Source organism: Enterobacter sp. JMULE2, assembly GCF_013337145.1.
Lineage (GTDB): Bacteria > Pseudomonadota > Gammaproteobacteria > Enterobacterales > Enterobacteriaceae > Enterobacter > Enterobacter mori.
Window position 1 is genome coordinate 1,550,087 of the sequence record NZ_SGWD01000010.1, and the last position, 23,543, is coordinate 1,573,629.

Genomic DNA, 23,543 nt, shown 5'->3' on the forward strand with positions numbered 1-23,543 from the left:
AAACGCATCATTCGATGAACAGCGACTCCACGACGTTAATCCAGCCGTGCTCGCTGGCGACTTCTTTACCGTTCAGCCAGCGGCGCAGCATGTTCAGCGCCATCATCGCGCAGACCTCCTGACGCACCGCCAGGCTGTGGCGCGTGATGCTCATTTTCACCCGCAGCGCATGCGTGCCTTCCGGCGTGGCCAGCGCAAAATTGAGATGTTCCTCATCCAGCCCGCCCACAAACATCGCCAGACCGGCAAAGTGTTTCACCCTGCGCTCTGACGCCCAGCGCGCGGTCTGCGCCAGCGTCTCCTGCTGGAACGGCACCACTTCACTGGCAAGCAGCGGCGCATTCACGCGGGAAAGCTGCAGCGCCAGCAGGCCGCCGGTGAACTGTTCGCTGAGGGTGACGCTCAGCTGACGGGACTGAAGGCTCTGGGCAATCTGTGCGGGCAGCCCTTCCGTGCCTTCAAAGATCAGGCTTTCGCCCGCGACGCGTTGCACTTCAGGCCACAGCGCCAGCATGGCGGCTTTTTCCGTCGCTGGGCCGGTCAGCTTGAGTTCGATAATGGGCATCGACGAGCGATAGCCCATTGAGACGCCCGGCGGCAGTTGGAGATGATCCAGGCTCTGGGCCAGATCGCTTTCCGAGCGGCCAAAGGTGGTCAGGCGCAGACACAGCGGCGGCTCTGGCAGCGTAAAACGCGCGCGCAGGCGCGGCAGGATTTGCTGCTCGACCATCACTTTAAATTCAGAAGGCACGCCGGGAGTGAAGAACATCAGGCAGCGGTTTAGCTGTACGGCAAACCCGCAGGCGGTGCCAACCGGGTTATCAACCAGCTCTGCGCTGGCGGGTATTTCAGCCTGCTTGCGGTTGCTGGGTGCCATCACACGACCACGATCGGAGAAGAAGCGTTCCATCTGCGCCAGCCACGCCTCGTGCAATACCAGCCCCTCGCCTTTCGCGGTGGCGGCAGCCAGCGCGCTGAGATCGTCGCTGGTGGGGCCGAGCCCGCCGTTCACAATCAACACGTCGCAGTGCTCGCTGCGCTCGCGAAGAACGTTCACCAGTGACTCAAGATTGTCGCCCACGGTGTTGCGGCGCGTTAACGGTAATCCTTGCTCAAAGAATAAATCGGCAAGCCAGGCGGCATTGGTGTCAATAATTTGCCCATGCAGCACTTCGTCGCCGGTGGATAACATCTCCACGTTAATCATTGTGTTCTCCCGCTTATATGGTCGAAACACTATAGCGCAATTGAATGGGGGGAGCAGAGAGAAACTGGCGCGACAGAACGCCGCGCCGAAGAGATTAGAAGCCTGCGCTCACGCCCACGTAAGGGCCATCAGCCAGCGCGTTGTCGCGGTTGCCGTCTTTACCCGCCAGGTTCAGATAGCGATAACCCGCTTCGATAGTGATCGGACGCATGATAGTCCAGCGCGCACCGGCATTGGCTTCTTCATAGCTTTCGATACCGCTGGAGAGCGAATCCGGAGAGTAGTAGTACTCGCCGAACAGACCGAAGCTGTCGCCAATTTTCCACTGCAGGCCGCCGCCGACCGCCGCCGCGTAGCCTTCGTCGCCGTCGTTCGGGTTGGTGTAGATCCCTTTGCCGCCGACGGTCGCCAGGAATGGACCAAGAGGAACGTTGAAGCCGAGTCCAAGGCTTGCCGCATCGCCGTCGTCATCGTTATGCGTCCAGCCGCCGGTCATTGCCAGACCGGCGCTATCCGTGCCAAGACCAAAGCCCAGATGGGTGTAATCCTCACCCGCCGAGCCGTTGAAGCTGATGGCGTTAGCCGCCGAAGAGATAACCATCAGGCCTAAGCCCATTAATGCCACTTTTTTCATTGTCGTGATCCCGCACAATTTATAGATAATAAGTCCCAAAACCGCGAGATTTTAACCTGCCTCACTGCGGGATCAAGCACTCTGCGTGCGTCAGACAATTAGTTTGTAACGATTTGATAATATCTACCTTTATCCCATCAGCAGAAAACGCATTTTCACACTCAGCCCGCCTAAGTGTTCACTGCGGGAAAGTTGAAGATGGCTGCGGTGCAGCCGGGCAATATCGCTCGCCAGCGCCAGCCCGATGCCGGACCCTGCCGCGTCGCCGACGTTATCCAGACGGCGAAACGGCAGCATCGCCTGCGGGATCAGATTTTCCGCAATCCCCGGCCCACTGTCTTCCACGCTCAGGTCAACCGCGCCGTTATCCGCGCGCAGGTAAACCGTTACGATCCCCTGCTCCGGCGTGTATTTGATGGCGTTCTCCAGCAGGTTTGCGCATAGCTCGCCCAGCAAAACCTCATCGCCTTCGATGATCGTCGGCTGCAGCTCACCGTCGTACCCCAGGTCAATCGCTTTGCTGCGCGCCTGCGCCAGCCGTGAAAAACAACAATTCTGCACCACCTGCACCAGATCTACCGGGGTAAACTGCCGCTCCCCCTGCTCTTTTCGCTTCACCGCCGAAAGCTGAAGCAGGCGTTCAGTCAGCACAATGGTGTTATCCAGCGTCACATTCATCGCCCGTAAACTCTCCTGCCACAGCGCAGGATCGTCCCGCGTCAGGGCCACCGAGACCTGCGTTTTCAGCACCGCCAGCGGGGTTTTAAGCTGGTGAGAGGCATCGGCATTAAAGCGCTCCTGCCGCGACAGCACGCCACGCAGCCGGTCAATATAGCGGTTGAAGGCCACAATCAGCAGGCGCGTTTCTGACCAGGGCAGCAGCTCGGGCAGCGGAGACAGCAGCCCCGGCTCCCGGCGCACCATGAGCGAGGACAGCTGGCGCATCGGGCGCAGCACGCGACGCAACAGCCAGGCGGTTAAGATCAGCGTCAGCAGGACCAGCAGCCCCTGAGATACCCAGGACGAAAAAAGCAGCTGGCTGGCAAGATAGCGACGGGACTGCAGCGTTTCAGCGACATAGATCTCCGCCATCCCGACGACGTTATCTTCGTTGATGGGCTGAAGCAACTTCGCCACGCGAATCGCCTGCCCGCGATACTCGGTGTGATAAAACCAGGCCAGCGCCGGGTAGAGCGTGGTGCGCGAGGTTGAAGGGGGCATCTTCGGCAGGTCGTCGTAGCCGGAGATCACCCGCCCGGCGGGGTCGACCACCTTGTAATACAGCCTGTCATTCATGTTGAGCTCAAAGCTGTCGAGCACCACCCAGGGCACATTCACCTGCAGCTTGCCGTAATGCACTTCAAGCCGCTCAGAGACCGTACGCGCCGACGATAACAGCGTGCGGTCATAAGCCTGCGTCGCCGCTTGCAGGGCGCTGACGTAGCTATTAAACGTTGATAATCCCCATAACAGCAGCAGCGGTAACCCCAGAAACAGCAGAAGTTGCAGATAAAGCGACTGCGGTTTAGCCCACTTCATCGCCACACTCCAGCACGTAACCCAGCCCGCGCAGGGTGGTAATCTTCACCCCGCTGCCGCTCAGTTTCTTGCGCAGACGATGGATGTAGAGATCGATGCTCTCCGGACTCACATCGTCGTTCAGGCTAAACACCTGGTCGAACAGCTGCTGGCGGGAGACGGGCCGGGTCCGGCGGTGCATCAGCACCTTCAGCAGGGAAAGCTCGCGCGGCGTCAGGGAGAGCGGTTCATCGTGCAGCAGAAAAAAACCGTCATCGTCATATTCCAGCTCGCCCAAAAGCTGACGCTCCTGGGTTCGCCCTTCGCTTCTGCGCAGCAGCGCGCGCAGCCGCGCATCGAGTTCTTCCAGCTCAAACGGCTTCGGCAGATAGTCATCCGCCCCGGCGTTCAGTCCTTTCACCCTGTCCGCCACGTTGCTGCGGGCGGTGAGAAACAGCACCGGAAGCGTCTGCCCGCGCTTTCTCAAACGATGGACGACCTCCAGCCCGTCGAATCCGGGCATGCCGATGTCCAGAATAGCGACGGCATAGTTTTCACCCTGCAACAGATGATCGGCCGCCCGTCCGTCGTTAACGCAGTCAACGGCAAAGCCTCCCTGCACCAGCGCTTTCTCCAGCCAGTGAGCCAGTTCACGATTATCTTCCGCGAGTAAGAGACGCATATCACATCCTGTAAAGTTCGTGTCGCAGTGAAAGGGAAATGAAAGGTTAATGTTTTAACAATCACGCAACGGAACCGCTACAAGGTGGTTCACATAATCAGAAAAAAAGCCCCGTACCCGTACTCCCGGTTCTCCGGCGTGAGGATAAACGATGAAAAAACAATTACTTTCGACCCTTGCTGCAAGCGTATTGATGTTGAGTGCCTCTGTCGTCCAGGCGCAGGATGTCCCGTCCCGCACCGAATGTATCGCCCCGGCCAAACCGGGCGGCGGCTTTGACCTGACCTGTAAGCTGATTCAGGTCAGCCTGATGGAGACAAAGACCATCGAGAAACCGATGCGCGTCACCTACATGCCCGGTGGCGTGGGCGCGGTGGCTTACAACGCCATTGTGGCGCAGCGTCCTGCCGAAGCGGGCACCGTGGTGGCTTTCTCCGGCGGCTCGCTGCTGAACCTGTCGCAGGGCAAGTTTGGCCGCTACGGCGTGGACGATGTGCGCTGGCTCGCGACCGTCGGCACGGATTACGGCATGATCGCCGTTCGCGCTGATTCCCCGTGGAAATCGCTGAAAGACCTGCTGACTGCGATGGAAAAAGATCCGAACAGCGTGGTGATTGGCGCCGGTGCGTCGATCGGCAGCCAGGACTGGATGAAAGCCGCCCTGCTGGCGCAGCAGGCAAAAGTGGACCCACACAAGATGCGCTACGTCGCCTTTGAAGGCGGCGGCGAGCCGGTCACGGCGCTGATGGGCAATCACGTGCAGGCCGTCTCCGGCGATCTCAGTGAAATGGTGCCTTACCTGAGCGGGGATAAAATCCGCGTGCTGGCGGTCTTCTCGGAAAACCGTCTGCCGGGCCAGCTGGCGAACGTCCCTACCGCCAAAGAGCAAGGCTACAACCTGGTCTGGCCGATTATTCGCGGCTTCTTCGTTGGGCCGAAAGTGACCGACGCTGAATACCAGTGGTGGGTGGATGCCTTCGCCAAACTCCAGCAAACCGATGAGTTCAAAAAGCAGCGCGATCTGCGCGGCCTGTTCGAGTTCAACCTCAACGGTAAGCAGCTGGACGAGTATGTCAAAAAACAGGTGAATGACTACCGCGAACAGGCGAAAGCCTTCGGTCTGGCGAAATAAACGGAGGCGCTATGAGCGATCGTATTTTTGCCGGGATATGGCTGCTGCTCTGCATTGGCGGGTTGTTCGTCGCCTGGCAGATCCACAGCGAATACAGCTATGAACCGGTGGGGCCACGCCCCTTTCCGATGGGCATCGTCGGACTGATGCTGCTCTGCTCCGTAGCAATGCTGTTGCGCCATCCTGACACCGTGGAGTGGCCGCCACGCAGGATTTTGCAACGCCTGTTGGTGATGGTGATTGTCCTGCTGATGTACGCGTGGGGCTTTGAGTGGCTCGGCTTCCCGGTTGCCACCGCTATTCTGACGATGGTGATTGGCATGCTGTTCAACGCCACGCTGCCCGCGGCGGGGCTATCGGGTGCGGTGCTGGGCATTTTGCTCTGGTACGCCTTCGACCGCCTGCTGGACGTGACGTTACCCCTTGGCGCATGGTTTAACTAACGGAGCACGCTATGGATACCTGGATTTACCTCTCTCAGGGGTTCGCGGTAGCGATGACCCCGGAAAACCTGGTGATCGCCCTGATCGGCTGCTTCGTGGGCACGATCGTCGGCCTGCTGCCCGGTCTTGGTCCGATTAACGGCGTGGCGATACTTCTGCCGCTGGCCTTTGCCCTGCATCTGCCGGCTGAATCCGCCCTGATCTTACTGGCGACGGTGTATATCGGCTGCGAGTACGGCGGACGCATCTCCTCCATACTGCTGAACGTGCCCGGCGATGCCGCCGCCATTATGACCGCGCTCGACGGTTATCCCATGGCGCAACAGGGACGCGGCGGCGTGGCGCTCTCCATTTCTGCCGTCAGCTCGTTCTTCGGTTCGCTGATTGCCATTGGCGGCATCATTCTGTTCGCCCCTGCGCTGGCCCAGTGGTCGCTGGCGTTTGGCCCGGCGGAGTATTTTGCACTGATGGTGTTCGCTATCGCCTGCCTCGGCAGCATGATGGCGCAAAACCCGCTCAAATCGTTTTTGTCTGCGCTGATTGGCTTAGGGTTGGCCACCGTCGGTGTGGATGCCAACACCGGGGTTTATCGCTTTACCTTCGACAGCGTTCACCTGTCCGACGGCGTGCAGTTTATCGTCGTCGTGATTGGCCTGTTCTCTGTCTCAGAAATCTTACTGATGCTGGAACATACCAGCAGCGGGCAGACGCTGGTGCGCAAAACCGGCCGCATGCTCTTTAATGCCAAAGAGGGGGCGCAGTGTGTGGGTGCTACCCTGCGTTCGTCGGTGATTGGTTTCTTCGTCGGCATCCTGCCCGGCGCGGGGGCGACCATCGCCAGCGCCATCACCTACATGACCGAGAAAAAGCTGAGCGGCAACAGCGACAGCTTCGGTAAGGGCGATATACGCGGCGTGGCGGCACCAGAGGCGGCCAATAACGCCTCGGCCTGCGGCTCGTTTATCCCGATGCTGACGCTCGGCGTGCCGGGCTCCGGCACCACGGCGGTGATGATGGGCGCGCTGACGCTCTATAACATCACCCCGGGCCCGGCGATGTTTACCGAGCAGCCGGACATCGTGTGGGGCCTGATTGCGGCACTGCTGATCGCCAACGTGATGCTGCTGGTGATGAATATCCCGCTGATCGGTCTGTTTACCCGCATGCTGACCATTCCCCTGTGGTTCCTGGTGCCCGCCATTGCGGCGGTCTCTGCGGTTGGGGTGTACGCGGTGCACAGCACCACATTCGACCTTGTGCTGATGGTGCTGCTCGGCGTGCTGGGGTACATCTTACGCAAGATGCACTTCCCGATGTCACCGCTGATTTTAGGCTTTGTGCTGGGCGAGATGCTGGAGCAGAACCTGCGCCGCGCCCTCTCCATTAGCAACGGCAATATGTCGATACTGTGGGAGAGCAGCGTAACGAAGATCCTGCTGGCCATGGCGATCATGGTGATTGTGGTGCCGCCGGTCCTGCGCCTGCTGCGTCGACGCCAGCGCAAGCCCGAGCCGGACGTCGGCTGATTAGCCCCTCAGCAGGGCATTGACCCACTGTTTTAACGCCTGGCGGGAGATTTTTATCCCGCCATTTTTTAGCGCTGCGGGCAGCACCAGCCAGTGTACCGGCTGTTCAAAACGCGCCAGCCTGCCCTGGATCCAGTCAGGGAATTGCGCGATATCCGTTCCCGGCTCGCACTCCACCACCGCCACCGGACGCTGTCCGAACTCGGCGTCGTCCAGCGGGACGATAAACACCTGGCTTATCTGCGGATGCGTGGCGATAACGCGCTCCAGCGATTCGGGTTGGATCCCCTCTCCTCCGCTGAAAAAGAGGTTGTCCATACGGCCTACAATTGTCAGACGACCGTTGCGCCATTCCCCGCGATCGCGGGTGGCAAACCAGCCCTGCGCGTTAGTAAGCGGAAGAAGCGCACCGTCTCGCCAGTAGCCCGCCGCCATGCTTTGCGCTTTGATCCAGATTTCCCCCTCAACCAGCTTCACTTCCCGACCCGGCAGGGCGGTTCCCACATCCGGCTCGCCGTCCGCCGCTTTCGCGCAAACGGTAGAGGCGAACTCCGTCAGGCCGTAACCGCAGAAGGTACGAATGCCCTGTTCCCGCGCCTTCTCGGTCAGTTCAACGGGAATTGCCGCGCCGCCGAGCAGAACGGCTTTAAGCGCAACGTGGTGTTGAGTATGAAGCAAACGCCACAGCTGGGTCGGCACCAGCGACGCGTGCGTGCAGCCCTCCAGCGCCTGCTCCAGCGGCTGCTTCTTGCGCACGGTCAAGCGACCGCCCGCCAGCAGCCAGCGCCACAGAATCCCCTGACCAGAAACGTGAAACAGCGGCAGCGACAACAGCCAGTCGTCGTCCCCGCCGTAGGGCATCAGCGCCAGCACGCCTTGCGCGCTCGCAAGATGCGCCGCGCAGGTGTGAACCGCCGCTTTTGGCAACCCCGTCGAGCCAGAGGTTAACGTCATGGAAGCCAGGCGATCCGGCTGCCACGCGGCCGCATATTCCCCTGCGAGTTCTGACAGGCTAAGGGAAGAGAGCCCGTCAAACGCGCCGTCCAGCACCAGCGCATGGCGTAGCGTCATCTGCGGGAGGAGGACGTCCAGCAAGGGGCGCGGAAGCTGGGGATTGACCGGCAGAATGCGCGCACCGCACTGCAGCAGCGCAAGCCACGCCAGCAGCGTTTGCGGGTGGTTATGGGCGAGCAGCATAACGCCGTCGCCCTCCTGCACACCCTGACGATGGAACCCGGCGGCAAGGCTATCGATGCGTGCACAAAGCTGTTGCCAGGTGAGAACATCGTCGTCCAGGCGCAGCGCGGGTTTTTCCGCACGCTGCGTGCGCCAGTGCCGCCACGGCCAGTCGGTAAAACTCATAGCAGCGGCTCCAGCGCCTCAACGTCGAGGCACGGCAGTATGCTGTCCGGCCACTGACGAATAAGCTGCGTTTGCATCAAGCTTAACGTGTCGAGGCCAGGGATGGTCTGCGGCGTGAGCCAGGCCGCAATGCGCGCCAGCTGCGTCAGCCCAAGGCTGGACTCAATGGAAGAACTGATCACCGCCGTCAGCCCCAGGGCGTGCGCAGCCGAGACCTGCGCACGCACCTTGTCCAGGCTGCCGGTCAGCGTCGGCTTAATGACCACCGCACTCACGCCCGGCTCGGCGACAAATTCAAAATCGGCTTCGCGCAGGCTTTCATCCCAGGCAATCGCGATGCCCGTTTCACGGGCAAAGGCGCGGGAGTCATCCCGCCTTTTGCACGGTTCTTCCAGAAACGCGATGCGGTTGCGGTAGGCCGGGTTGACGTACTTCGCGAACTGCTGCGCCTTAAGCGGCGTCCAGGCGCGGTTGGCATCCAGCCGCAGGCGCAGATCCGGAATCGCTTCCAGCAGCAGATTCGCCACCATCCCGTCGCGCACCGCTTCGTACAGGCCAACTTTGATTTTCGCCACTTTCTCGCCGGGCATGGCGGAGAGCAGCGCGAACAGTTCGTCCGGATCGCCGGTACAGAGCGGCGCCGCGCGGTAGTTGGCTTCCTGAGGCAAGCTGCCGTCAAGCTCCGCCAGCGCACAACTGATACCGAATGCAGCGGAAGGCAGGTCCGGCAGGGCCGGATTAGCACCTTCCCGCCACGCGCGCGCCCAGGCCATCAGCGCCGCCTGCGCGTCATCCAGCGACTCCAGGCTAAAGCCCGGCAGAGGTGAAATCTCGCCCCAGCCTTCCCGCTCGCCCTGCCGGAGATGCACGAAGAGTCCGTCACGGGTTTTTAACCGCCGCTCGCGCAGCACCACGCCCGCGTCCATCGGTATCTGCCAGCGGTAAACCTGCGCGCGACGCATTACGGGTTCCGTTTGTATTTGCTGAAGTCCGGCTGGCGTTTTTCGTTAAACGCGTTGCGTCCTTCCTGACCCTCTTCGGTCATGTAGAACAGCATGGTGGCGTTACCCGCCAGCTCCTGCAGACCCGCCTGTCCATCACAGTCGGCGTTGAGGGCCGCCTTCAGGCAGCGCAGCGCCATCGGGCTGTTTTGCAGCATTTCGCGGCACCAGCGCACGGTCTCTTTTTCAAGATCGGCAATTGGCACCACGGTATTCACAAGCCCCATATCCAGCGCTTCCTGCGCGTTGTACTGACGGCACAGGAACCAGATTTCACGCGCTTTTTTCTGCCCAACGATGCGTGCCATGTAGGACGCGCCCCAGCCGCCGTCGAAGGAGCCGACTTTTGGGCCAGTCTGGCCAAAGATGGCATTTTCAGCGGCAATGGTCAGGTCGCACATCATGTGCAGCACGTGGCCGCCGCCGATGGAGTAACCCGCCACCATCGCGACAACCGGTTTTGGACAGGTACGGATCTGGCGCTGGAAATCGAGGACGTTCAGGTGGTGCGTACCTGCATCATCCTGGTATCCGCCGTAGTCGCCGCGCACTTTCTGATCGCCGCCGGAGCAGAACGCTTTGTCACCTTCACCGGTCAGGACAATCACGCCGATGTTGTCGTCATAGCGCGCGTCGGCCAGCGCCTGAATCATCTCTTTCACGGTCAGCGGCCGGAACGCGTTGCGTACCTGCGGACGATTGATGGTGATTTTGGCGATGCCGTCGGTGGACTTGTGGTAACGAATGTCGGTGTAGCCTTCGGAGCAGTCTTGCCATTCAACCGGGGCGTAAAGCATGTGTTCATCAGGATAGATCATAGAGTGTCCTTTGTTCGAAGACGCAGTATCTGAGCCAGACTCGCGGCGACCGCGCCGGGGTTTTCCCGGTGGGCGTTGTGTCCGGCGTGAGGAATAACGTGGCGTTCGGCGTTCAGCTCGGCGGCGATGGCCGCAAACTTCTCGTCACGTTCGCCATAGAGATAATAAAAAGGGGCGTTGTACACGCTCAGCGCAGAACGCAGGTCGGGCTGCACGGCCAGCGAGGTGGCCTCAAGCATTGCCGCCAGATTCGCGCCGTTGTTCCGGCTACGCAGGGCAATCAGTTCGCCGCGCTGCGCATCCGTAAGAGAGGCAAACACCGGCTGCTGATACCAGTCGGCAAAGACGTCAGGGAGCGGTTCAGCACGAAAACGCGTCGCCCAGCGGCGATCGGACGCCAGCCGCGCCTCTCGCGAGCCCGCATCCTGCAGCCCAGGATGACCACCTTCAACGACAATGCCGCATAAGCCCTTTGGCTGCTGGCAAGCCTGAAACATCGCAATGCGGCCGCCGAGGGAGTACCCCACCAGCCAGTAGTTAAGTATGTTGTAACTAAGTAAGGTGCTGGCGAGTAAATCGCTGAGATCGTTAAACCCGGCGACGCTGACACTGGCTGATTCGCCGTGTCCCGGCAGGTCGAGATACAGCCGGGGATAATCGCGCAAAGACTCCCCGACAGCCTGCCACTCGCGGCAATCGCCGGAAAACCCGTGCAGAAAGACAAGCCAGGGGTAACCCGGCTTACCGTTATGCTGCACGCCAGCCAGGGTCACAGGTGGCTCACCTGCGCCAGCAGATTTTGCAGCTTCTGCGCGCCGTCAGCATCGTGCACCACCAACTCAATAAGCGTGGTGCCCGGCTGCCGCCAGGCGCTGCTTAACGCCGTCTCCAGCTGTTCCCAGTTTTCAGGACGATGATACTTGAGGCTGAACATGGCGGCGGCATGCTCGAACTGCACGTTTTGCGGCATCAGGTAGAAGCGTTCGCGCTCGCTCTGCGGCGTCGGCAGCAGGGAGAAAATCTGCCCGCCGTTGTTGTTCACCACAATCAGCACAAAGGGCGCGGAGACCTGACGCAGCAGCGCCAGCGCGTTGAGGTCATACAGTGCAGAGAGGTCGCCCACAATCGCCAGCGTCGATTTCGCACTGGCGCGCTGCACGCCTGCCGCCGTGGAAATCAGCCCATCGATGCCGCTGGCTCCGCGGTTGCTGTAAACCGGATAGCCTGCGGGCAGCTTAGAGAAGGCATCAATGAGGCGGACTACCAGGCTGTTGCCGACAAACAGCTGCCCCTGCTCGGGAAGATAGTGGCGAATACGGTGCGCCAGCTCTGCTTCACCAAAACCTTCGCACTGCGCGTTGGTGAGCTCCCACGCCTGGCGCGAGAGTTCCGGGATCGCCACCGCCCAGGGTTTACGCTTTTCTGCCGGATGCAGTTCCAGCCAGCTATCAATCTCGCTCACCAGACGACGACCGCGATGGTGCGCCGGATCGAGCCGCCCCTCCAGCGGATCCACCAGCCAGTACTCTTCCGGTGTGCAGGTAGCCTGCCACTGCAACAGACGCTTCCCGGTGAGGCTGGAGCCGATCTGGACCACAATCTGCGCCTGCGCCAGTTCGGTGACCGCTTTGGCATTACCCAGCCAGAGATCGGCGCACGGCAGCGGCTGACCGGTCTGGGAAAGCACGTCGCCAATCAACGGCCAGCCGAGAGTTTGCGCCCATTCGGCGACCAGCTTGCCTTCAGCCGCGCTCATGCGACCGGCAATCACCACGCCGCGCTTCTGCCGCCAGAAGAACCAGTCGCGCTGTTTCTCGCTTTCAAGATGCGTTTGCTCGCGCAGCCAGGGTTTTTCGCTCTCCCACCAGTCGCCGAGCTGCTGCTGCCAGGCCAAACCGGTGTCATTCAGTTCGCCGTAGAGCGGCTCGGCAAACGGGCAGTTGATATGCAGCGCGCCGCTGCGCAGCGAGCCCATCGCGTGGTCAAGGGTGGAAACCAGCCAGCTCGCCGGAATATCCTGAGTTGGACGCGGCAACGAGACCGTATGGGAAGGATGAGATGCGAAAATACCCGGCTGGCGGATCGCCTGATTGGCACCGCAGTCAATAAGTTCAGGAGGACGGTCGGCCGTCAGCAGGATCAGTTTTTCACCGGTTAACCCGGCTTCAATCAGAGCCGGATAGAGGTTCGCTACCGCGGTTCCGGAGGTGACAATCACCGCGACGGGGGCGTTGCTGGCTTTCGCCAGCCCTAACGCCAGATGACCCAGACCGCGCTCGTCAAAATGGGTGTGGTGAATAAAGGCCCGGTTTTCAGCCGCCGCCAGCGTCAGCGGCGTGGAGCGGGAGCCCGGTGCAATACACACGTGCCTGACGCCATGGCGGGTCAGGGCTTCGAGGATCACCGTCGCCCAGCGTCGGTTAAAAGAACTTACTGACATGAGTTTGTCCGGTATCAAGAATGCGACACAGTATAAATAATAGAAAAATTTGGAATTTTGATATGAATCGGGAATGCGCGAATCAGTATTAATCCCTAAGGAGCAGAGAGCGCAGCCCGGCGGCTTTGTTTTCTATCTCCTGCCACTCCTGTTCCGGGTCAGATCCGCTGACGATCCCCGCCCCGGCGTAGAGCCGCAGCGCTGCGCCCTGGACGCGTGCAGAGCGCAGCGCCACGCAGAATTCACTTTGCTCAGGCGATAAATAACCGGCCGATCCGGCATACCACTCGCGGTCAAAAGGTTCCACATTCTGGATAAACGCACGCGCCGCCTGGCGCGGTAGCCCGGCCACCGCCGCCGTCGGCTGCAGAACATGCAGACACTGTTCATCGTCAGCGTGTTTGAGCTCGGTCCAGATGCAGCGCCGCAGATGCTGCACCTTCCGCAACCGCACGACCTGCGCGGGCAGCACCTCCAGGGTTTGAGTGTGATGCTGCAAGCGTTCGCAGATGTCCTCTACAACCAGCATATTCTCACGCTGATTTTTATCGTCTTTCATCAGCCAGTCGCCCAGACGCCGGGCCTGAGCGTCATCCGCGTGGCTGGCGACGGTGCCTGCCAGCGCTTCGGTGCGCAGCAACGTGCCGCGCCGACGCCACAGACGCTCGGGCGTAGAGCCCAGAAACGCGTTGCTGGCATCGAAAACCATGCAGAAGTGGTAACAGTTCAGGTTGAGCGCGCGGCTGGCTGCCATCAGGGCAACGGCATTTACCGGCTGATGGCATTGCAGATCGGTGGCGCGGGCGAGAACCACTTTTTCAAACTCACCGTGCGCAATAGTCTCCGTTGCCTGCCGTATAAGGCGCAACCATTCCGGTTTTTGCGGCTGGTGCGTTTCGCGCTCCACCTGAACGGACAGCGGACGGATCGGTTTGGCGTCCTGAAGACTGCCTAAAAAACGCTGTGCCACCTGTGCATCGTCCTGAAGGGAACATTCACTCCACAGCTGCAGGCGCAGGGTGGCAACGCCGCCTGAACGTCGCCAGAGCAGGCGCGGTAAAAACAGGCTGCCCTTTTCCGGGGTAAAGGCGTTCAGGCCGCAAATGCGGGTATCACCGGCTGCATGCTGCGTATGCAAAAACTCCGAGGCCAACGCGAGAGAAGAAAAATGGATAACGGCACCCAGCGCGGCCAGCTCTTCATCGCCGCTACGCTGCTGCCAGTAAAATTGGGGATAGCATTGCTGGGCACCCAGCCAGGCCAGGGGATCGAATGCGTCGTTTAACGGGAAAGAGACGTCGAAATGATGTAAACCGGGTGTTGCGGGTAACGCTTGCGCCAGCCGTGTGCGCAGTTGCTCCAGCGCGAGGAATATCGAATGCACGCGAACCTCTCCCTGTTAAAACCTCGTATTATACGGGGTACCATAAGAAATATCAGTACCCACGTATAGGGAGTGGTTAACCGTTTAAAACGCTGTTAACGACGGGCTAAGAGCAGCCCCAGTACCAGCCCAACGGCAGCACCGGCGCCAATGCCTTGCCACGGTTTTTCATGCACGTAATCATCGGCACGATATACCGCTTTTTTCGCGCGGTAGTAGTAATTATCAGACGCATGGCTGACGCGGTTTTTCACTTCATGCAGTGCCTTTTCGGCACGCGCTTTAAGCTCAATATATTTCTGATCGGCAGGGTCGCCGGACGAACGTAACACCTCTTCCAGCGTCTCGCTCAGCAAGGCCAGGTCGTCGTCAATACGGGTATCCCAGGATTGAAATGACATATTTTTCTCCATGTTGTTACACCAGTCCGCTAACTATAGCCAACGACTCGCCATTACGCCTGCTTCGTTTCCCTCGCCATCCCGATATGCGGAATGCCATCTTCGTCATACACATCCGTCACTGGTGCAAAGCCAAAGTGCCCGTAAAAGGATTGAAGATGCGCCTGCGCGCCGAGGTATAACGCCTTGTCTGGCCACTGTTTTTCGCACGATGCCAGGGTTTTCTCCATCAGCTGATAGCCCAGTTTTTCACCGCGCGCTTTATCGCTGATGATGACGCGGCCAATCACCACCGGTTCGAAATCGTCATCGCTTTTCAGAATCCTCGCATACGCTACCAGCTCGTTTTCGCGCCAGCCGAGGATATGACGGTTCTCGCCGACGAGGTCATCGCCATCGATGTCCTGATACGGGCAGGTTTGCTCAACAACAAAGACTTCGCAACGCAGCTTCAACAGGGCATACAGTGAATGAACGGTGAGTTCGCTATGGTGTAAATCTTGCCACTGGATCATGTCTGTCTCCTTACTGGGGTTCATCACGTTATACTAGACCCCTCCCCGTTCGGCAAAGGGCTGATTGCGTTATGGAACTGATTTTTCTGGGTACGTCCGCTGGCGTGCCAACCCGCTCACGAAACGTGACGGCGATCCTGCTGGATCTTCATCACCCCACCCGCGGCGGTCTGTGGCTGTTTGACTGCGGTGAAGGCACGCAGCACCAGCTGCTGCGTACCGTTTATCATCCGGGCAAGCTGGATAAAATTTTTATTACCCATCTGCACGGTGACCACCTTTTCGGCCTGCCCGGCCTGCTCTGCAGCCGCTCGATGGCCGGTAATGCCAACCCGCTGACGATTTACGGGCCGGCGGGTATCCGGGAATTTGTTGAAACGACGCTGCGCCTGAGCGGCTCGTGGACGGATTATCCGCTCGACGTGGTGGAGATCGCCGAAGGTCTGATCTTCGACGATGGCGCGTATACCGTCACCGCTCAGCCGCTTAATCACCCGGTTGAGTGTTACGGCTATCGCATTGAAGAGCACGACAAACCCGGCGCGCTCGACGCCGCGGCCCTCATCGCTGACGGTATAAAGCCCGGCCCGCTGTTCCAGCGTCTTAAGCAGGGAGAGACCGTCACGCTGGAAGACGGGCGCGTAGTGAACGGTCAGGACTACCTCGCGGCGCCGCAGCCGGGGAAAAAGCTGGCGATCTTTGGCGATACCGCGCCGTGCCCTTCCGCCCGTCTGCTTGCACAGGGCGTAGATGTGATGGTGCATGAAGCGACGCTTGAAACGGCGATGGAAGAGAAAGCCAACAGCCGGGGCCATAGCTCGACGCGTCAGGCGGCGCAGCTTGCCCGTGACGCGGGCGTCGGGAGATTGATCGTCACTCACGTTAGTTCGCGCTACGACGCGCGGGGATGTGCAAGCCTGCTGGCAGAGTGCCGTCACCTGTTCCCGGCGTGTGAGCTGGCGGAAGATTTCACTCAGGTCAGCGTTTAGTCCTTCATTTTTCCCTCAGGATGCCGATAACGATTAAAAGGTCAGCATTTCTCTTGAGGGTAGAATGGATAATTTCCAGAAAGATATTGATGACAGGGCGAATCTGACCCTGTCGAACCGTTTTGAACTGTTGCTGTTCCGTCTTGGCACCTCTCTGAACGAAAATAAGTCCGAGCTGTTTGGCATTAACGTGTTCAAGCTGCGCGAAATTGTGCCGATGCCGGTGTTCACCAAACCTGCGGGCATGAAGTCTCCGCTGATGGGGATGGTGAACATTCGCGACCAGGTGATCCCGGTGATTGACCTGGCCGCCGTGGCCGGATGCAAGCCGACGACCGGACTAAACATTCTGCTGATCACCGAATACGCCCGCAGCGTGCAGGCGTTTGCCGTGGAGTCTGTTGAGAACATCATGCGTCTGGACTGGAAACAGGTTCATGCGGCCGAAACCGCCGTCAGCGGGCGCTATATCACCAGCATCGCCTGTCTGGACGAGAAGACCGATACCAACGATCTGGCGATGGTGCTGGATGTTGAGCAGATCCTGTACGACATCACCCCGGCTAACCACGATCTGCACGCGACCAATCTGAAAACCACCAAATTCAATATCAAGCCGGGCTCGGTCGCGATTGTTGCGGAAGATTCCAAAGTGGCGCGCTCGATGCTGGAGAAAGGCCTGCAGGCGATGGAAATTCCCGCGCAGCTACACATTACTGGTAAAGACGCATGGGAGAAAATTGGCGTACTGGCGGCACAGGCGCAGGCTGAAGGGGTTCCCATCACCGATAAAATTGCACTGGTGCTGACCGACCTCGAAATGCCGGAGATGGACGGCTTTACGCTGACGCGCAAAATCAAAACCGATCCGTTCCTGAAGGATATTCCGGTGGTGATCCACTCGTCTCTGTCCGGCAACGCCAACGAAGACCATATTCGCAAAGTGAAGGCCGACGGGTATGTGGCGAAGTTTGAGTTAAACGAGCTGTCGTCAGTGATTGAGGAAGTGCTGGACCGCTCGATGAAGAAGATTGACGGGCCGTTGATTAGCCGGAAGCAGCTGGCTTAGTCGGGTGGCGCTTCGCTTACCCGACCTACAGAACCCGTAGGCCCTGCAAGCGTAGCGCCGCTGGGCAATAAAAAAACCCGCCGAGGCGGGTTTTTTGTTTTTACATTAATGGCATCGCTCGCTGCACGATATCAATCAGCGGCTGCGGATAGATACCGAAGATCAGCACCAGCAGCGCAGAGATAAGCACCACGATACCACCAGCGCTGTACTGCCAGTTGGACGGTGCATCGCGGTTAAGCTGCTGAGGCGCGCTCAGGTACAGGCTTACGGCCACGCGCAGGTAGTAGTAAAGACCGATCGCGGAGCCGATAACGACACCCGCCGTCAGCCACCACAGACCTGCATGAACACCGACTGCCAGCACGTAGAACTTACCGATAAAGCCCAGCGTCATCGGGATACCCGCCAGCGAGAGCATCATTACGGTCATCACAGCAGACAGAATCGGACGGTGCCAGAACAGACCACGGTAGGAGAACAGTGAATCCGCATCAGGGCCACGGTACGGGCTGGACATCAGGCTCACCACGCCGAACGCGCCGAGGCTGCTGAACAGGTAACCCGCCAGATACACGCCCACGGCTTCCATCGACATCTCGCCGCTCTGCAGCGCAATCAGCGCCACCAGCAGGTAACCCAGGTGTGAGATAGACGAGTAGCCCAGCAGACGCTTGATGTTGGTCTGGCTCAGCGCCATCAGGTTACCGAAGATGATAGAGACGAACGCGATAATGCCCAGCACCACGCGAACCGCTTCGCTGTCACCTACCGGTGCGTACAGGAACAGACGCATCACCACACCGAAGATAGCGATTTTGCTCGCTGTCGCCAGGAAGGTCGACACCGGAGCCGGTGCGCCCTGGTATACGTCTGGCGTCCACAGGTGGAACGGCACCAGAGAGAGCTTGAAGCCGAGGCCAACAATCATCATGCCCAGACCCGCCAGCAGCAGCGGCTCGTGCAGCATGCCGTCGCCGAGGCTCTTGCCGATGGCCAGGAAGGAGAGATTACCCGTCTGTGCGTACAGCAGCGCGATACCGAACAGCAGGAACGACGAGGCAGCAGCGGACAAGATGGTGTACTTGATCGCCGCTTCCAGAGAGCGTTTCTGGCGGAAGGCGTAACCAATCAGGCCGAACAGCGGGAGTGAGATAAGCTCAATACCGAGGAACAGCGCGGCCAGGTGGTTCGCGTTCGCCAGCAGAATGCCGCCCAGTGCGGCAATCAGTACCAGCAGGTAAAACTCTTCTTTGTTGTCGTTGTAGCCTTCAAGCCACGGGTACGCAAAGGTGCAGGTTGCCAGGCTCGCCAGCAGAACCAGACCGGTGTACAGCATGGCGTAACCGTCAACGCGCATCAGCGGCGTGACGTCCATCGCGCCCGCCTGGCCAACAAACCAGAGGGAGACTAACGCAGCGTTCAGACCCAAAACGGACAGGGTCGCATTCAGGAAGTGATTGCGTCGCCACGCAATGGAGAGCATCACAACCACCACCGTCAATCCGACGATCAGCAGCGGTAGCAGCGCGATCAGTTGTTGTGGAGTTATTGTCATGGCGAATTACGGCCTTGTAGTAGAAGCAGAATTAACAAACCACTGCTGGATGTTGCCCATCGCGCTATGCGAGGTATCCAGAATCGGCTGCGGATAGAAGCCCAACAGCACCAGCAGTACGACCAGCAGCAGGATGATGAACAGCTCACGCAGCGACATCCCCGGCAGTTCTTGTGCAGCAATTTCGCTCTTCGCTTTACCGAAGTAAGCGCGGTGCAGCATCGCCAGCGAGTACACGGAAGCGAACACCAGGCCAAAGGTGGAGATGACGGTAATCATCGGAACCACTTTGAAGCTGCCGAACAGAATCATAAATTCGCCGACGAAGTTACCGGTGCCCGGCATACCCAGGGTGGCAACCGCGAAGAACATGGAGAGCGCTGGCAGCCATTTCATTTTGCCCCACAGGCCGCCCATCATGCGCATGTCGCGAGTGTGCAGACGTTCATACAGCTGACCGCACAGGATGAAGAGACCCGCGGCGGACAGGCCGTGCGCAATCATCTGAATGACCGCGCCCTGGTACGCCAGCTGGCTGCCGGTGTAGATCGCAATCAGCACGAAGCCCATGTGGGAAACGGAGGTGTAGGCAATCAGACGCTTGATGTCGTACTGCGTGAAGGCCATCCACGCGCCGTAGAAGATACCGATCACGCCGAGCCACATGGCAATGGGTGCGAATTCAGCGGAGGCATTCGGGAACAGCGGCAGTGCGAAACGCAGCAGACCGTAGGCCGCCGTTTTAAGCAAGATGCCCGCCAGGTCAACGGAACCCGCCGTCGGTGCCTGAGAGTGCGCGTCTGGCAGCCAGCCGTGCAGCGGAACCACCGGCATTTTCACCGCGAAGGCGATGAAGAAGCCCAGCATCAGCAGGTATTCCACGCCGTGAGACATCGGGGTCTTCAGCAGCTCTTCATAGTTGAAGGTCCAAACACCGGTCGCATTGTAATGCACGAACACCAGCGCCAGGATGGCAATCAGCATCACCAGACCGCTCGCCTGGGTATAGATGAAGAACTTGGTTGCCGCCGTAATACGCGTTTTACCGTCGGACGCCTTATGGCCCCACAGCGCGATCAGGAAGTACATCGGCACCAGCATCATCTCCCAGAAGAAGAAGAACAGGAACATGTCGATGGCAAGGAACACGCCGATCACGCCGCCGAGGATCCACATCAGGTTCAGGTGGAAGAAGCCCTGGTATTTTTCGATTTCTCGCCAGGAGCAAAGTACCGCCAGAACGCCGAGCAGGCCGGTCAGCACCACCATCAGCAGCGACAAACCGTCAATCGCGAGGTGGATCGTAATGCCGAAACGCGGGATCCACGGCAGGATAAACTCAGACTGCCACTGCGGAATGCCCGCAGACTGGGTCAGAGAGTAGCCACCCTGCAACCAGAGTTGCAGGCCAAGTGCGAGCGTTAATCCCATGGTGATCAGCGCGATCCAGCGCGGCATCTTCACGCCAAAGCGTTCAGTCTGCCAGCACAGGAAGCCGCCGATGAAGGGAATTAATATTAGCCAGGGTAGTAACATGGCGATTTACATTCCTTTTTAAGGCCCCCAGCAGGGGCCTGATTTTCAACGAATTCGAATAAAATTCACTTAACGATCAACGCAACACCATCAGCAGCGCCAGCACGACAACCGCACCGATGCTCATGGATGCCACATACCAGCGCAGATAACCGTTCTCGCTGTACAGCAGGCCTTTACCTGCAAAGCGGGAGAGGATCGCCGGGATATTCATCAGGCTGTTCAGCGGGTCGCGTTTTACCAGCCACGCGATGCCCAGGAACGGCTTAACGAAGATCATGTCGTAAAGCCAGTCGAAGCCCCACGCGTTGTACCACCAGGTGCCCAGCAGACGGCCCGGCGCACTGTTGGCAACGGCAGTCACCAGCGTGCGTTTACCCAGCCACAGCCATGCAGCAATCAGGATGCCCGCGATAGCAACCACGCCGGAGGTGATTTCAAGCGTCAGAACGCGACCGTGCTCAAGCTCGGTTGTCGCCGGGAGTACGCCCTGCAGCGGTGGCACAATCATCGCGCCAACGAAGGTGGAGAGTACCAGCAGCACAATCAGCGGCAGGTGATGGGTGATCCCCTTCCCTGCGTGAGCGTGAATTTGTTCTTTACCGTGGAATACGATGAAAATCATACGGAAGGTATACAGGGAGGTCATGAACGCACCGACCAGACCCGCAACCATCAGATTGATATGACCATTCGCCATGGCACCCGCAAGGATTTCGTCCTTACTGAAGAAGCCCGCGGTGATCAGCGGCAGTGCCGCCAGCGCCGCGCCGCCCACCAGGAAGCAGACATACACCAGCGGGATAGACTTACGCAGTCCGCCCATCTTGAAGATATTCTGCTCGTGGTGGCAGGCCAGGATCACCGAACCGGATGAAAGGAACAGCAGCGCTTTAAAGAACGCGTGCGTCATCAGGTGGAAAATGGCTGCGTCCCACGCCTGAACGCCCAGCGCCAGGAACATGTAACCAATCTGGCTCATGGTGGAGTACGCGAGAACGCGTTTGATGTCGGTCTGTACCAGCGCGGCAAAGCCTGCCAGCACCAGCGTGACCGCACCGACGATACCCACCAGATGCAGAATTTCCGGGGTCATCAGGAACAGGCCATGGGTACGCGCAATCAGGTAGACACCGGCGGTGACCATGGTCGCGGCGTGGATCAGCGCGGAGACAGGGGTTGGACCCGCCATCGCGTCGGCCAGCCATGTCTGCAGCGGCAGCTGCGCGGATTTACCCACAGCACCACCCAGCAGCATCAGCGTTGCCCACCACAGCATGTTGTTGCCTGCTTCGAAGTGCGCCGGCGCCAGTTCCACCATTTCGCGGAAGTTCAGCGTGCCCAGTTCGTTATAGAGAATGAACAGCGCGAAAGCGAGGAACACGTCACCCACGCGGGTCACGACGAACGCTTTCATGGCCGCTGCGCCATTCTTCGGATCGGTGTAGTAGAAGCCGATCAGCAGGTAAGAACACAGACCCACGCCTTCCCAGCCCAGGTACATCAGCAGCAGGTTATCGGCCAGCACCAGAACAACCATGCTGGCGATAAACAGGTTGGTGTAGGCGAAGAAGCGGGAATACCCCTCTTCACCGCGCATATACCAGGAGGCGAACATGTGGATCAGGAAGCCCACGCCGGTGACAACGGAGAGCATGGTCAGAGACAGACCATCCAGCACCAGGTTGAAACCGATGTTGAAATCACCGACCGACATCCAGGTCCACAGCGGCACGCTGAAAGGCTGACGTCCGTTGTTAAAGAAGTCGATACCCGCATACGCCGTCACCAGCGCAGCCAGACCGATTGAGCCAATGCCCACGGTCGCAGACAGATTCTCAGACCAGCGGCCGCGAGAAAACGCCAGCAGCACGAAGCCAATCAGCGGAAAAATAATGGTTAAGGCAAGCATGTTCATCCACGCAACTCACTTACTGAATCGATGTTCAGGTTCTGGCGGCGACGATGGAGCTGCAGCAACAGCGCCAGGCCAATACTCGCTTCGGCAGCCGCAAGGCTGATGGCGAGAATGTACATCACCTGACCGTCGGCCTGGCCCCAGTAGCTCCCGGCGACCACGAAGGCCAGCGCGGAGGCGTTAATCATGATTTCCAGACCAATCAGCATAAACAGCAGATTGCGGCGGATAACCAGACCGGTTAAGCCCAGAACGAACAAAATCGCAGCGAGGATCAGTCCATGTGTTAAGGGGATCATGCGCGCTCCTCCGTTTTTCTTTTCGCGCGGTCATCAGTGCGGTTGCTCAGCACCTCGCCAACACGCTCTTCACGGCCGACGTGGAAGGCAACAACCAGACCTGCCAGCAGCAGCATTGACGCCAGTTCAACCGCCAGAACGTAAGGGCCAAACAGAGCAATACCCACTGTCTTAGCGCTGATTGGCGTACCGTCGATGCCCTGATCGTTCACGCCCAGAATGGCGTAAACAATCACCACAAGCATGATGGCCGACAGAATTGCCGGACCAATCCACACCTGCGGTTTTAACCACTGACGTTCCTGCTCAATTTCAGAGCCGCCCAGGTTCAGCATCATCACCACGAACACGAACAGCACCATGATGGCACCGGCGTAGACGATGATTTCCAGCGCACCGGCGAAGTGCGCGCCCAGCGCAAAGAACACCCCGGAAATGGCCAGCAGCGAAATGATTAAGTACAGCAGCGCATGCACCGGATTGGTGTGCGTGATCACTCGCAGCGTAGCCAGGATGGCGATAAGGCCACAGATATAAAAAGCGAATTCCATTGCCCTCTCCTTACGGTAACAGGCTCTTGACGTCGATAGGCTTAGCTTCGTTCTCTGCTTCGCCCTTATCTTTGCCGTCGATTGCCATACCCGCCATCCGGTAGAAGTTATATTCCGGGTATTTGCCCGGACCGGAAATCAGCAGATCCTCTTTCTCGTACACCAGGTCCTGACGCTTGTACTCACCCAGTTCGAAGTCTGGAGTCAGCTGAATCGCCGTGGTTGGGCACGCTTCTTCACACAGACCGCAGAAGATGCAGCGTGAGAAGTTGATGCGGAAGAACTCAGGGTACCAGCGGCCATCTACCGTCTCGGCTTTTTGCAGAGAGATACAGCCTACCGGGCACGCTACCGCACACAGGTTACAGGCAACGCAGCGCTCAGAACCGTCCGGATCGCGCGTCAGCACGATACGGCCACGGTAGCGCGGCGGCAGATATACCGGCTCTTCCGGGTACATCTGGGTTTCGCGTTTGGCAAACGCGTGCAGGCCGATCATCCAGATACTGCGTACCTGGGTGCCGAAACCTACTAATAATTCTTTTAAGGTCATGGTCTAA

At 59.2% G+C, this 23,543-nt stretch carries 23 protein-coding genes; 5 read left to right on the forward strand and 18 right to left on the reverse strand.

Annotation, left to right across the window (positions count from 1 at the left end):
• Window positions 1-7 precede the first annotated feature (7 nt).
• The 4 genes from EXW94_RS08090 to tctD form a co-directional block, all read right to left on the reverse strand.
• Window positions 8-1,207, reverse strand: coding sequence for a nicotinamide mononucleotide deamidase-related protein YfaY (locus EXW94_RS08090; RefSeq protein WP_089597928.1), 1,200 nt, complete (start codon window positions 1,205-1,207; stop codon window positions 8-10).
• A 94-nt stretch (window positions 1,208-1,301) separates the two neighbouring features.
• Window positions 1,302-1,841: a YfaZ family outer membrane protein gene (locus EXW94_RS08095; protein ID WP_010433398.1), complete on the reverse strand. Its 540-nt coding sequence runs from the start codon at window positions 1,839-1,841 to the stop codon at window positions 1,302-1,304.
• Between the two features lie 129 nt (window positions 1,842-1,970).
• Window positions 1,971-3,380, reverse strand: coding sequence for a sensor histidine kinase (locus EXW94_RS08100; protein WP_174339877.1), 1,410 nt, complete (start codon window positions 3,378-3,380; stop codon window positions 1,971-1,973).
• Window positions 3,367-4,041, reverse strand: a complete 675-nt coding sequence (tctD, locus tag EXW94_RS08105) for a transcriptional regulator TctD (RefSeq protein ID WP_042716616.1) — start codon at window positions 4,039-4,041, stop codon at window positions 3,367-3,369. The genes EXW94_RS08100 and tctD overlap by 14 nt, the downstream gene beginning before the upstream one ends.
• Window positions 4,042-4,192: 151 nt before the next feature.
• Between tctD and EXW94_RS08110 the strand changes: the two genes are divergently transcribed.
• The 3 genes from EXW94_RS08110 to EXW94_RS08120 are packed head-to-tail and all read left to right on the forward strand — an operon-like array spanning window position 4,193 to window position 7,142.
• A complete protein-coding gene (locus EXW94_RS08110) occupies window positions 4,193-5,173 on the forward strand; it encodes a tripartite tricarboxylate transporter substrate binding protein (protein ID WP_126816622.1) in 981 nt (326 codons plus the stop codon).
• A gap of 11 nt (window positions 5,174-5,184) precedes the next feature.
• Window positions 5,185-5,616 carry a tripartite tricarboxylate transporter TctB family protein gene (locus tag EXW94_RS08115; protein WP_089597925.1) on the forward strand — a complete coding sequence of 144 codons (432 nt, stop codon included), beginning with the start codon at window positions 5,185-5,187 and terminating at the stop codon, window positions 5,614-5,616.
• A gap of 11 nt (window positions 5,617-5,627) precedes the next feature.
• Window positions 5,628-7,142, forward strand: a complete 1,515-nt coding sequence (locus tag EXW94_RS08120; RefSeq protein WP_174339878.1) for a tripartite tricarboxylate transporter permease — start codon at window positions 5,628-5,630, stop codon at window positions 7,140-7,142.
• Here EXW94_RS08120 and menE read toward each other — a convergent pair whose 3' ends face one another.
• The 8 genes from menE to EXW94_RS08160 form a co-directional block, all read right to left on the reverse strand.
• On the reverse strand, window positions 7,143-8,504 hold the full coding sequence (gene menE, locus EXW94_RS08125; RefSeq protein ID WP_174339879.1) for an o-succinylbenzoate--CoA ligase: 1,362 nt from the start codon (window positions 8,502-8,504) through the stop codon (window positions 7,143-7,145).
• Window positions 8,501-9,466, reverse strand: coding sequence for an o-succinylbenzoate synthase (menC, locus tag EXW94_RS08130; protein WP_174339880.1), 966 nt, complete (start codon window positions 9,464-9,466; stop codon window positions 8,501-8,503). The genes menE and menC overlap by 4 nt, the downstream gene beginning before the upstream one ends.
• On the reverse strand, window positions 9,466-10,323 hold the full coding sequence (gene menB, locus EXW94_RS08135) for a 1,4-dihydroxy-2-naphthoyl-CoA synthase (RefSeq protein WP_010433380.1): 858 nt from the start codon (window positions 10,321-10,323) through the stop codon (window positions 9,466-9,468). Before menB ends, menC begins: the two co-directional genes overlap by 1 nt.
• Window positions 10,320-11,096 carry a 2-succinyl-6-hydroxy-2,4-cyclohexadiene-1-carboxylate synthase gene (gene menH / locus EXW94_RS08140; RefSeq protein ID WP_174339881.1) on the reverse strand — a complete coding sequence of 259 codons (777 nt, stop codon included), beginning with the start codon at window positions 11,094-11,096 and terminating at the stop codon, window positions 10,320-10,322. The genes menB and menH overlap by 4 nt, the downstream gene beginning before the upstream one ends.
• The gene (menD, locus tag EXW94_RS08145) at window positions 11,093-12,763 is read right to left on the reverse strand and encodes a 2-succinyl-5-enolpyruvyl-6-hydroxy-3-cyclohexene-1-carboxylic-acid synthase (protein WP_174339882.1); all 1,671 of its coding nucleotides are present in this window, start codon (window positions 12,761-12,763) and stop codon (window positions 11,093-11,095) included. The genes menH and menD overlap by 4 nt, the downstream gene beginning before the upstream one ends.
• An 88-nt stretch (window positions 12,764-12,851) precedes the next feature.
• The gene (menF, locus tag EXW94_RS08150) at window positions 12,852-14,147 is read right to left on the reverse strand and encodes an isochorismate synthase MenF (protein ID WP_174339883.1); all 1,296 of its coding nucleotides are present in this window, start codon (window positions 14,145-14,147) and stop codon (window positions 12,852-12,854) included.
• A 95-nt stretch (window positions 14,148-14,242) separates the two neighbouring features.
• Window positions 14,243-14,548: a stress response protein ElaB gene (gene elaB / locus EXW94_RS08155; RefSeq protein WP_029485146.1), complete on the reverse strand. Its 306-nt coding sequence runs from the start codon at window positions 14,546-14,548 to the stop codon at window positions 14,243-14,245.
• A 53-nt stretch (window positions 14,549-14,601) separates the two neighbouring features.
• Window positions 14,602-15,063, reverse strand: a complete 462-nt coding sequence (locus tag EXW94_RS08160) for a GNAT family N-acetyltransferase (protein ID WP_010433368.1) — start codon at window positions 15,061-15,063, stop codon at window positions 14,602-14,604.
• A gap of 71 nt (window positions 15,064-15,134) precedes the next feature.
• Between EXW94_RS08160 and rbn the strand changes: the two genes are divergently transcribed.
• Window positions 15,135-16,052: a ribonuclease BN gene (gene rbn / locus EXW94_RS08165; protein WP_174339884.1), complete on the forward strand. Its 918-nt coding sequence runs from the start codon at window positions 15,135-15,137 to the stop codon at window positions 16,050-16,052.
• 64 nt (window positions 16,053-16,116) lie between these two features.
• The gene (locus EXW94_RS08170; protein WP_174339885.1) at window positions 16,117-17,121 is read left to right on the forward strand and encodes a chemotaxis protein; all 1,005 of its coding nucleotides are present in this window, start codon (window positions 16,117-16,119) and stop codon (window positions 17,119-17,121) included.
• 100 nt (window positions 17,122-17,221) lie between these two features.
• Here EXW94_RS08170 and nuoN read toward each other — a convergent pair whose 3' ends face one another.
• The 6 genes from nuoN to nuoI form a co-directional block, all read right to left on the reverse strand.
• A complete protein-coding gene (nuoN, locus tag EXW94_RS08175) occupies window positions 17,222-18,679 on the reverse strand; it encodes an NADH-quinone oxidoreductase subunit NuoN (protein WP_174339886.1) in 1,458 nt (485 codons plus the stop codon).
• Between the two features lie 6 nt (window positions 18,680-18,685).
• Window positions 18,686-20,215 (reverse strand): NADH-quinone oxidoreductase subunit M, encoded by a 1,530-nt coding sequence (gene nuoM, locus EXW94_RS08180; RefSeq protein ID WP_089597916.1) that lies wholly within the window; start codon window positions 20,213-20,215, stop codon window positions 18,686-18,688.
• A gap of 76 nt (window positions 20,216-20,291) precedes the next feature.
• The gene (nuoL, locus tag EXW94_RS08185; RefSeq protein WP_089597915.1) at window positions 20,292-22,133 is read right to left on the reverse strand and encodes an NADH-quinone oxidoreductase subunit L; all 1,842 of its coding nucleotides are present in this window, start codon (window positions 22,131-22,133) and stop codon (window positions 20,292-20,294) included.
• Entirely contained in the window at window positions 22,130-22,432 is a 303-nt protein-coding gene (gene nuoK, locus EXW94_RS08190; protein WP_006176506.1) for an NADH-quinone oxidoreductase subunit NuoK, read from the reverse strand. Before nuoK ends, nuoL begins: the two co-directional genes overlap by 4 nt.
• Window positions 22,429-22,983: an NADH-quinone oxidoreductase subunit J gene (gene nuoJ / locus EXW94_RS08195; RefSeq protein ID WP_010433354.1), complete on the reverse strand. Its 555-nt coding sequence runs from the start codon at window positions 22,981-22,983 to the stop codon at window positions 22,429-22,431. The genes nuoK and nuoJ overlap by 4 nt, the downstream gene beginning before the upstream one ends.
• A gap of 10 nt (window positions 22,984-22,993) precedes the next feature.
• Window positions 22,994-23,536, reverse strand: a complete 543-nt coding sequence (gene nuoI, locus EXW94_RS08200) for an NADH-quinone oxidoreductase subunit NuoI (protein WP_010433353.1) — start codon at window positions 23,534-23,536, stop codon at window positions 22,994-22,996.
• Window positions 23,537-23,543 lie beyond the last annotated feature (7 nt).

Excerpts from the sequence above, each read along its gene's own strand:
- EXW94_RS08090 (WP_089597928.1), bottom strand. The coding sequence starts at position 1,207 with ATGATTAACGTGGAGATGTTATCCACCGGCGACGAAGTGCTGCATGGG.
- EXW94_RS08095 (WP_010433398.1), bottom strand. The coding sequence starts at position 1,841 with ATGAAAAAAGTGGCATTAATGGGCTTAGGCCTGATGGTTATCTCTTCG.
- EXW94_RS08100 (WP_174339877.1), bottom strand. The coding sequence starts at position 3,380 with ATGAAGTGGGCTAAACCGCAGTCGCTTTATCTGCAACTTCTGCTGTTT.
- tctD (WP_042716616.1), bottom strand. The coding sequence starts at position 4,041 with ATGCGTCTCTTACTCGCGGAAGATAATCGTGAACTGGCTCACTGGCTG.
- EXW94_RS08110 (WP_126816622.1), top strand. The coding sequence starts at position 4,193 with ATGAAAAAACAATTACTTTCGACCCTTGCTGCAAGCGTATTGATGTTG.
- EXW94_RS08115 (WP_089597925.1), top strand. The coding sequence starts at position 5,185 with ATGAGCGATCGTATTTTTGCCGGGATATGGCTGCTGCTCTGCATTGGC.
- EXW94_RS08120 (WP_174339878.1), top strand. The coding sequence starts at position 5,628 with ATGGATACCTGGATTTACCTCTCTCAGGGGTTCGCGGTAGCGATGACC.
- menE (WP_174339879.1), bottom strand. The coding sequence starts at position 8,504 with ATGAGTTTTACCGACTGGCCGTGGCGGCACTGGCGCACGCAGCGTGCG.
- menC (WP_174339880.1), bottom strand. The coding sequence starts at position 9,466 with ATGCGTCGCGCGCAGGTTTACCGCTGGCAGATACCGATGGACGCGGGC.
- menB (WP_010433380.1), bottom strand. The coding sequence starts at position 10,323 with ATGATCTATCCTGATGAACACATGCTTTACGCCCCGGTTGAATGGCAA.
- menD (WP_174339882.1), bottom strand. The coding sequence starts at position 12,763 with ATGTCAGTAAGTTCTTTTAACCGACGCTGGGCGACGGTGATCCTCGAA.
- elaB (WP_029485146.1), bottom strand. The coding sequence starts at position 14,548 with ATGTCATTTCAATCCTGGGATACCCGTATTGACGACGACCTGGCCTTG.
- EXW94_RS08160 (WP_010433368.1), bottom strand. The coding sequence starts at position 15,063 with ATGATCCAGTGGCAAGATTTACACCATAGCGAACTCACCGTTCATTCA.
- rbn (WP_174339884.1), top strand. The coding sequence starts at position 15,135 with ATGGAACTGATTTTTCTGGGTACGTCCGCTGGCGTGCCAACCCGCTCA.
- EXW94_RS08170 (WP_174339885.1), top strand. The coding sequence starts at position 16,117 with ATGGATAATTTCCAGAAAGATATTGATGACAGGGCGAATCTGACCCTG.
- nuoN (WP_174339886.1), bottom strand. The coding sequence starts at position 18,679 with ATGACAATAACTCCACAACAACTGATCGCGCTGCTACCGCTGCTGATC.
- nuoM (WP_089597916.1), bottom strand. The coding sequence starts at position 20,215 with ATGTTACTACCCTGGCTAATATTAATTCCCTTCATCGGCGGCTTCCTG.
- nuoL (WP_089597915.1), bottom strand. The coding sequence starts at position 22,133 with ATGAACATGCTTGCCTTAACCATTATTTTTCCGCTGATTGGCTTCGTG.
- nuoK (WP_006176506.1), bottom strand. The coding sequence starts at position 22,432 with ATGATCCCCTTAACACATGGACTGATCCTCGCTGCGATTTTGTTCGTT.
- nuoJ (WP_010433354.1), bottom strand. The coding sequence starts at position 22,983 with ATGGAATTCGCTTTTTATATCTGTGGCCTTATCGCCATCCTGGCTACG.
- nuoI (WP_010433353.1), bottom strand. The coding sequence starts at position 23,536 with ATGACCTTAAAAGAATTATTAGTAGGTTTCGGCACCCAGGTACGCAGT.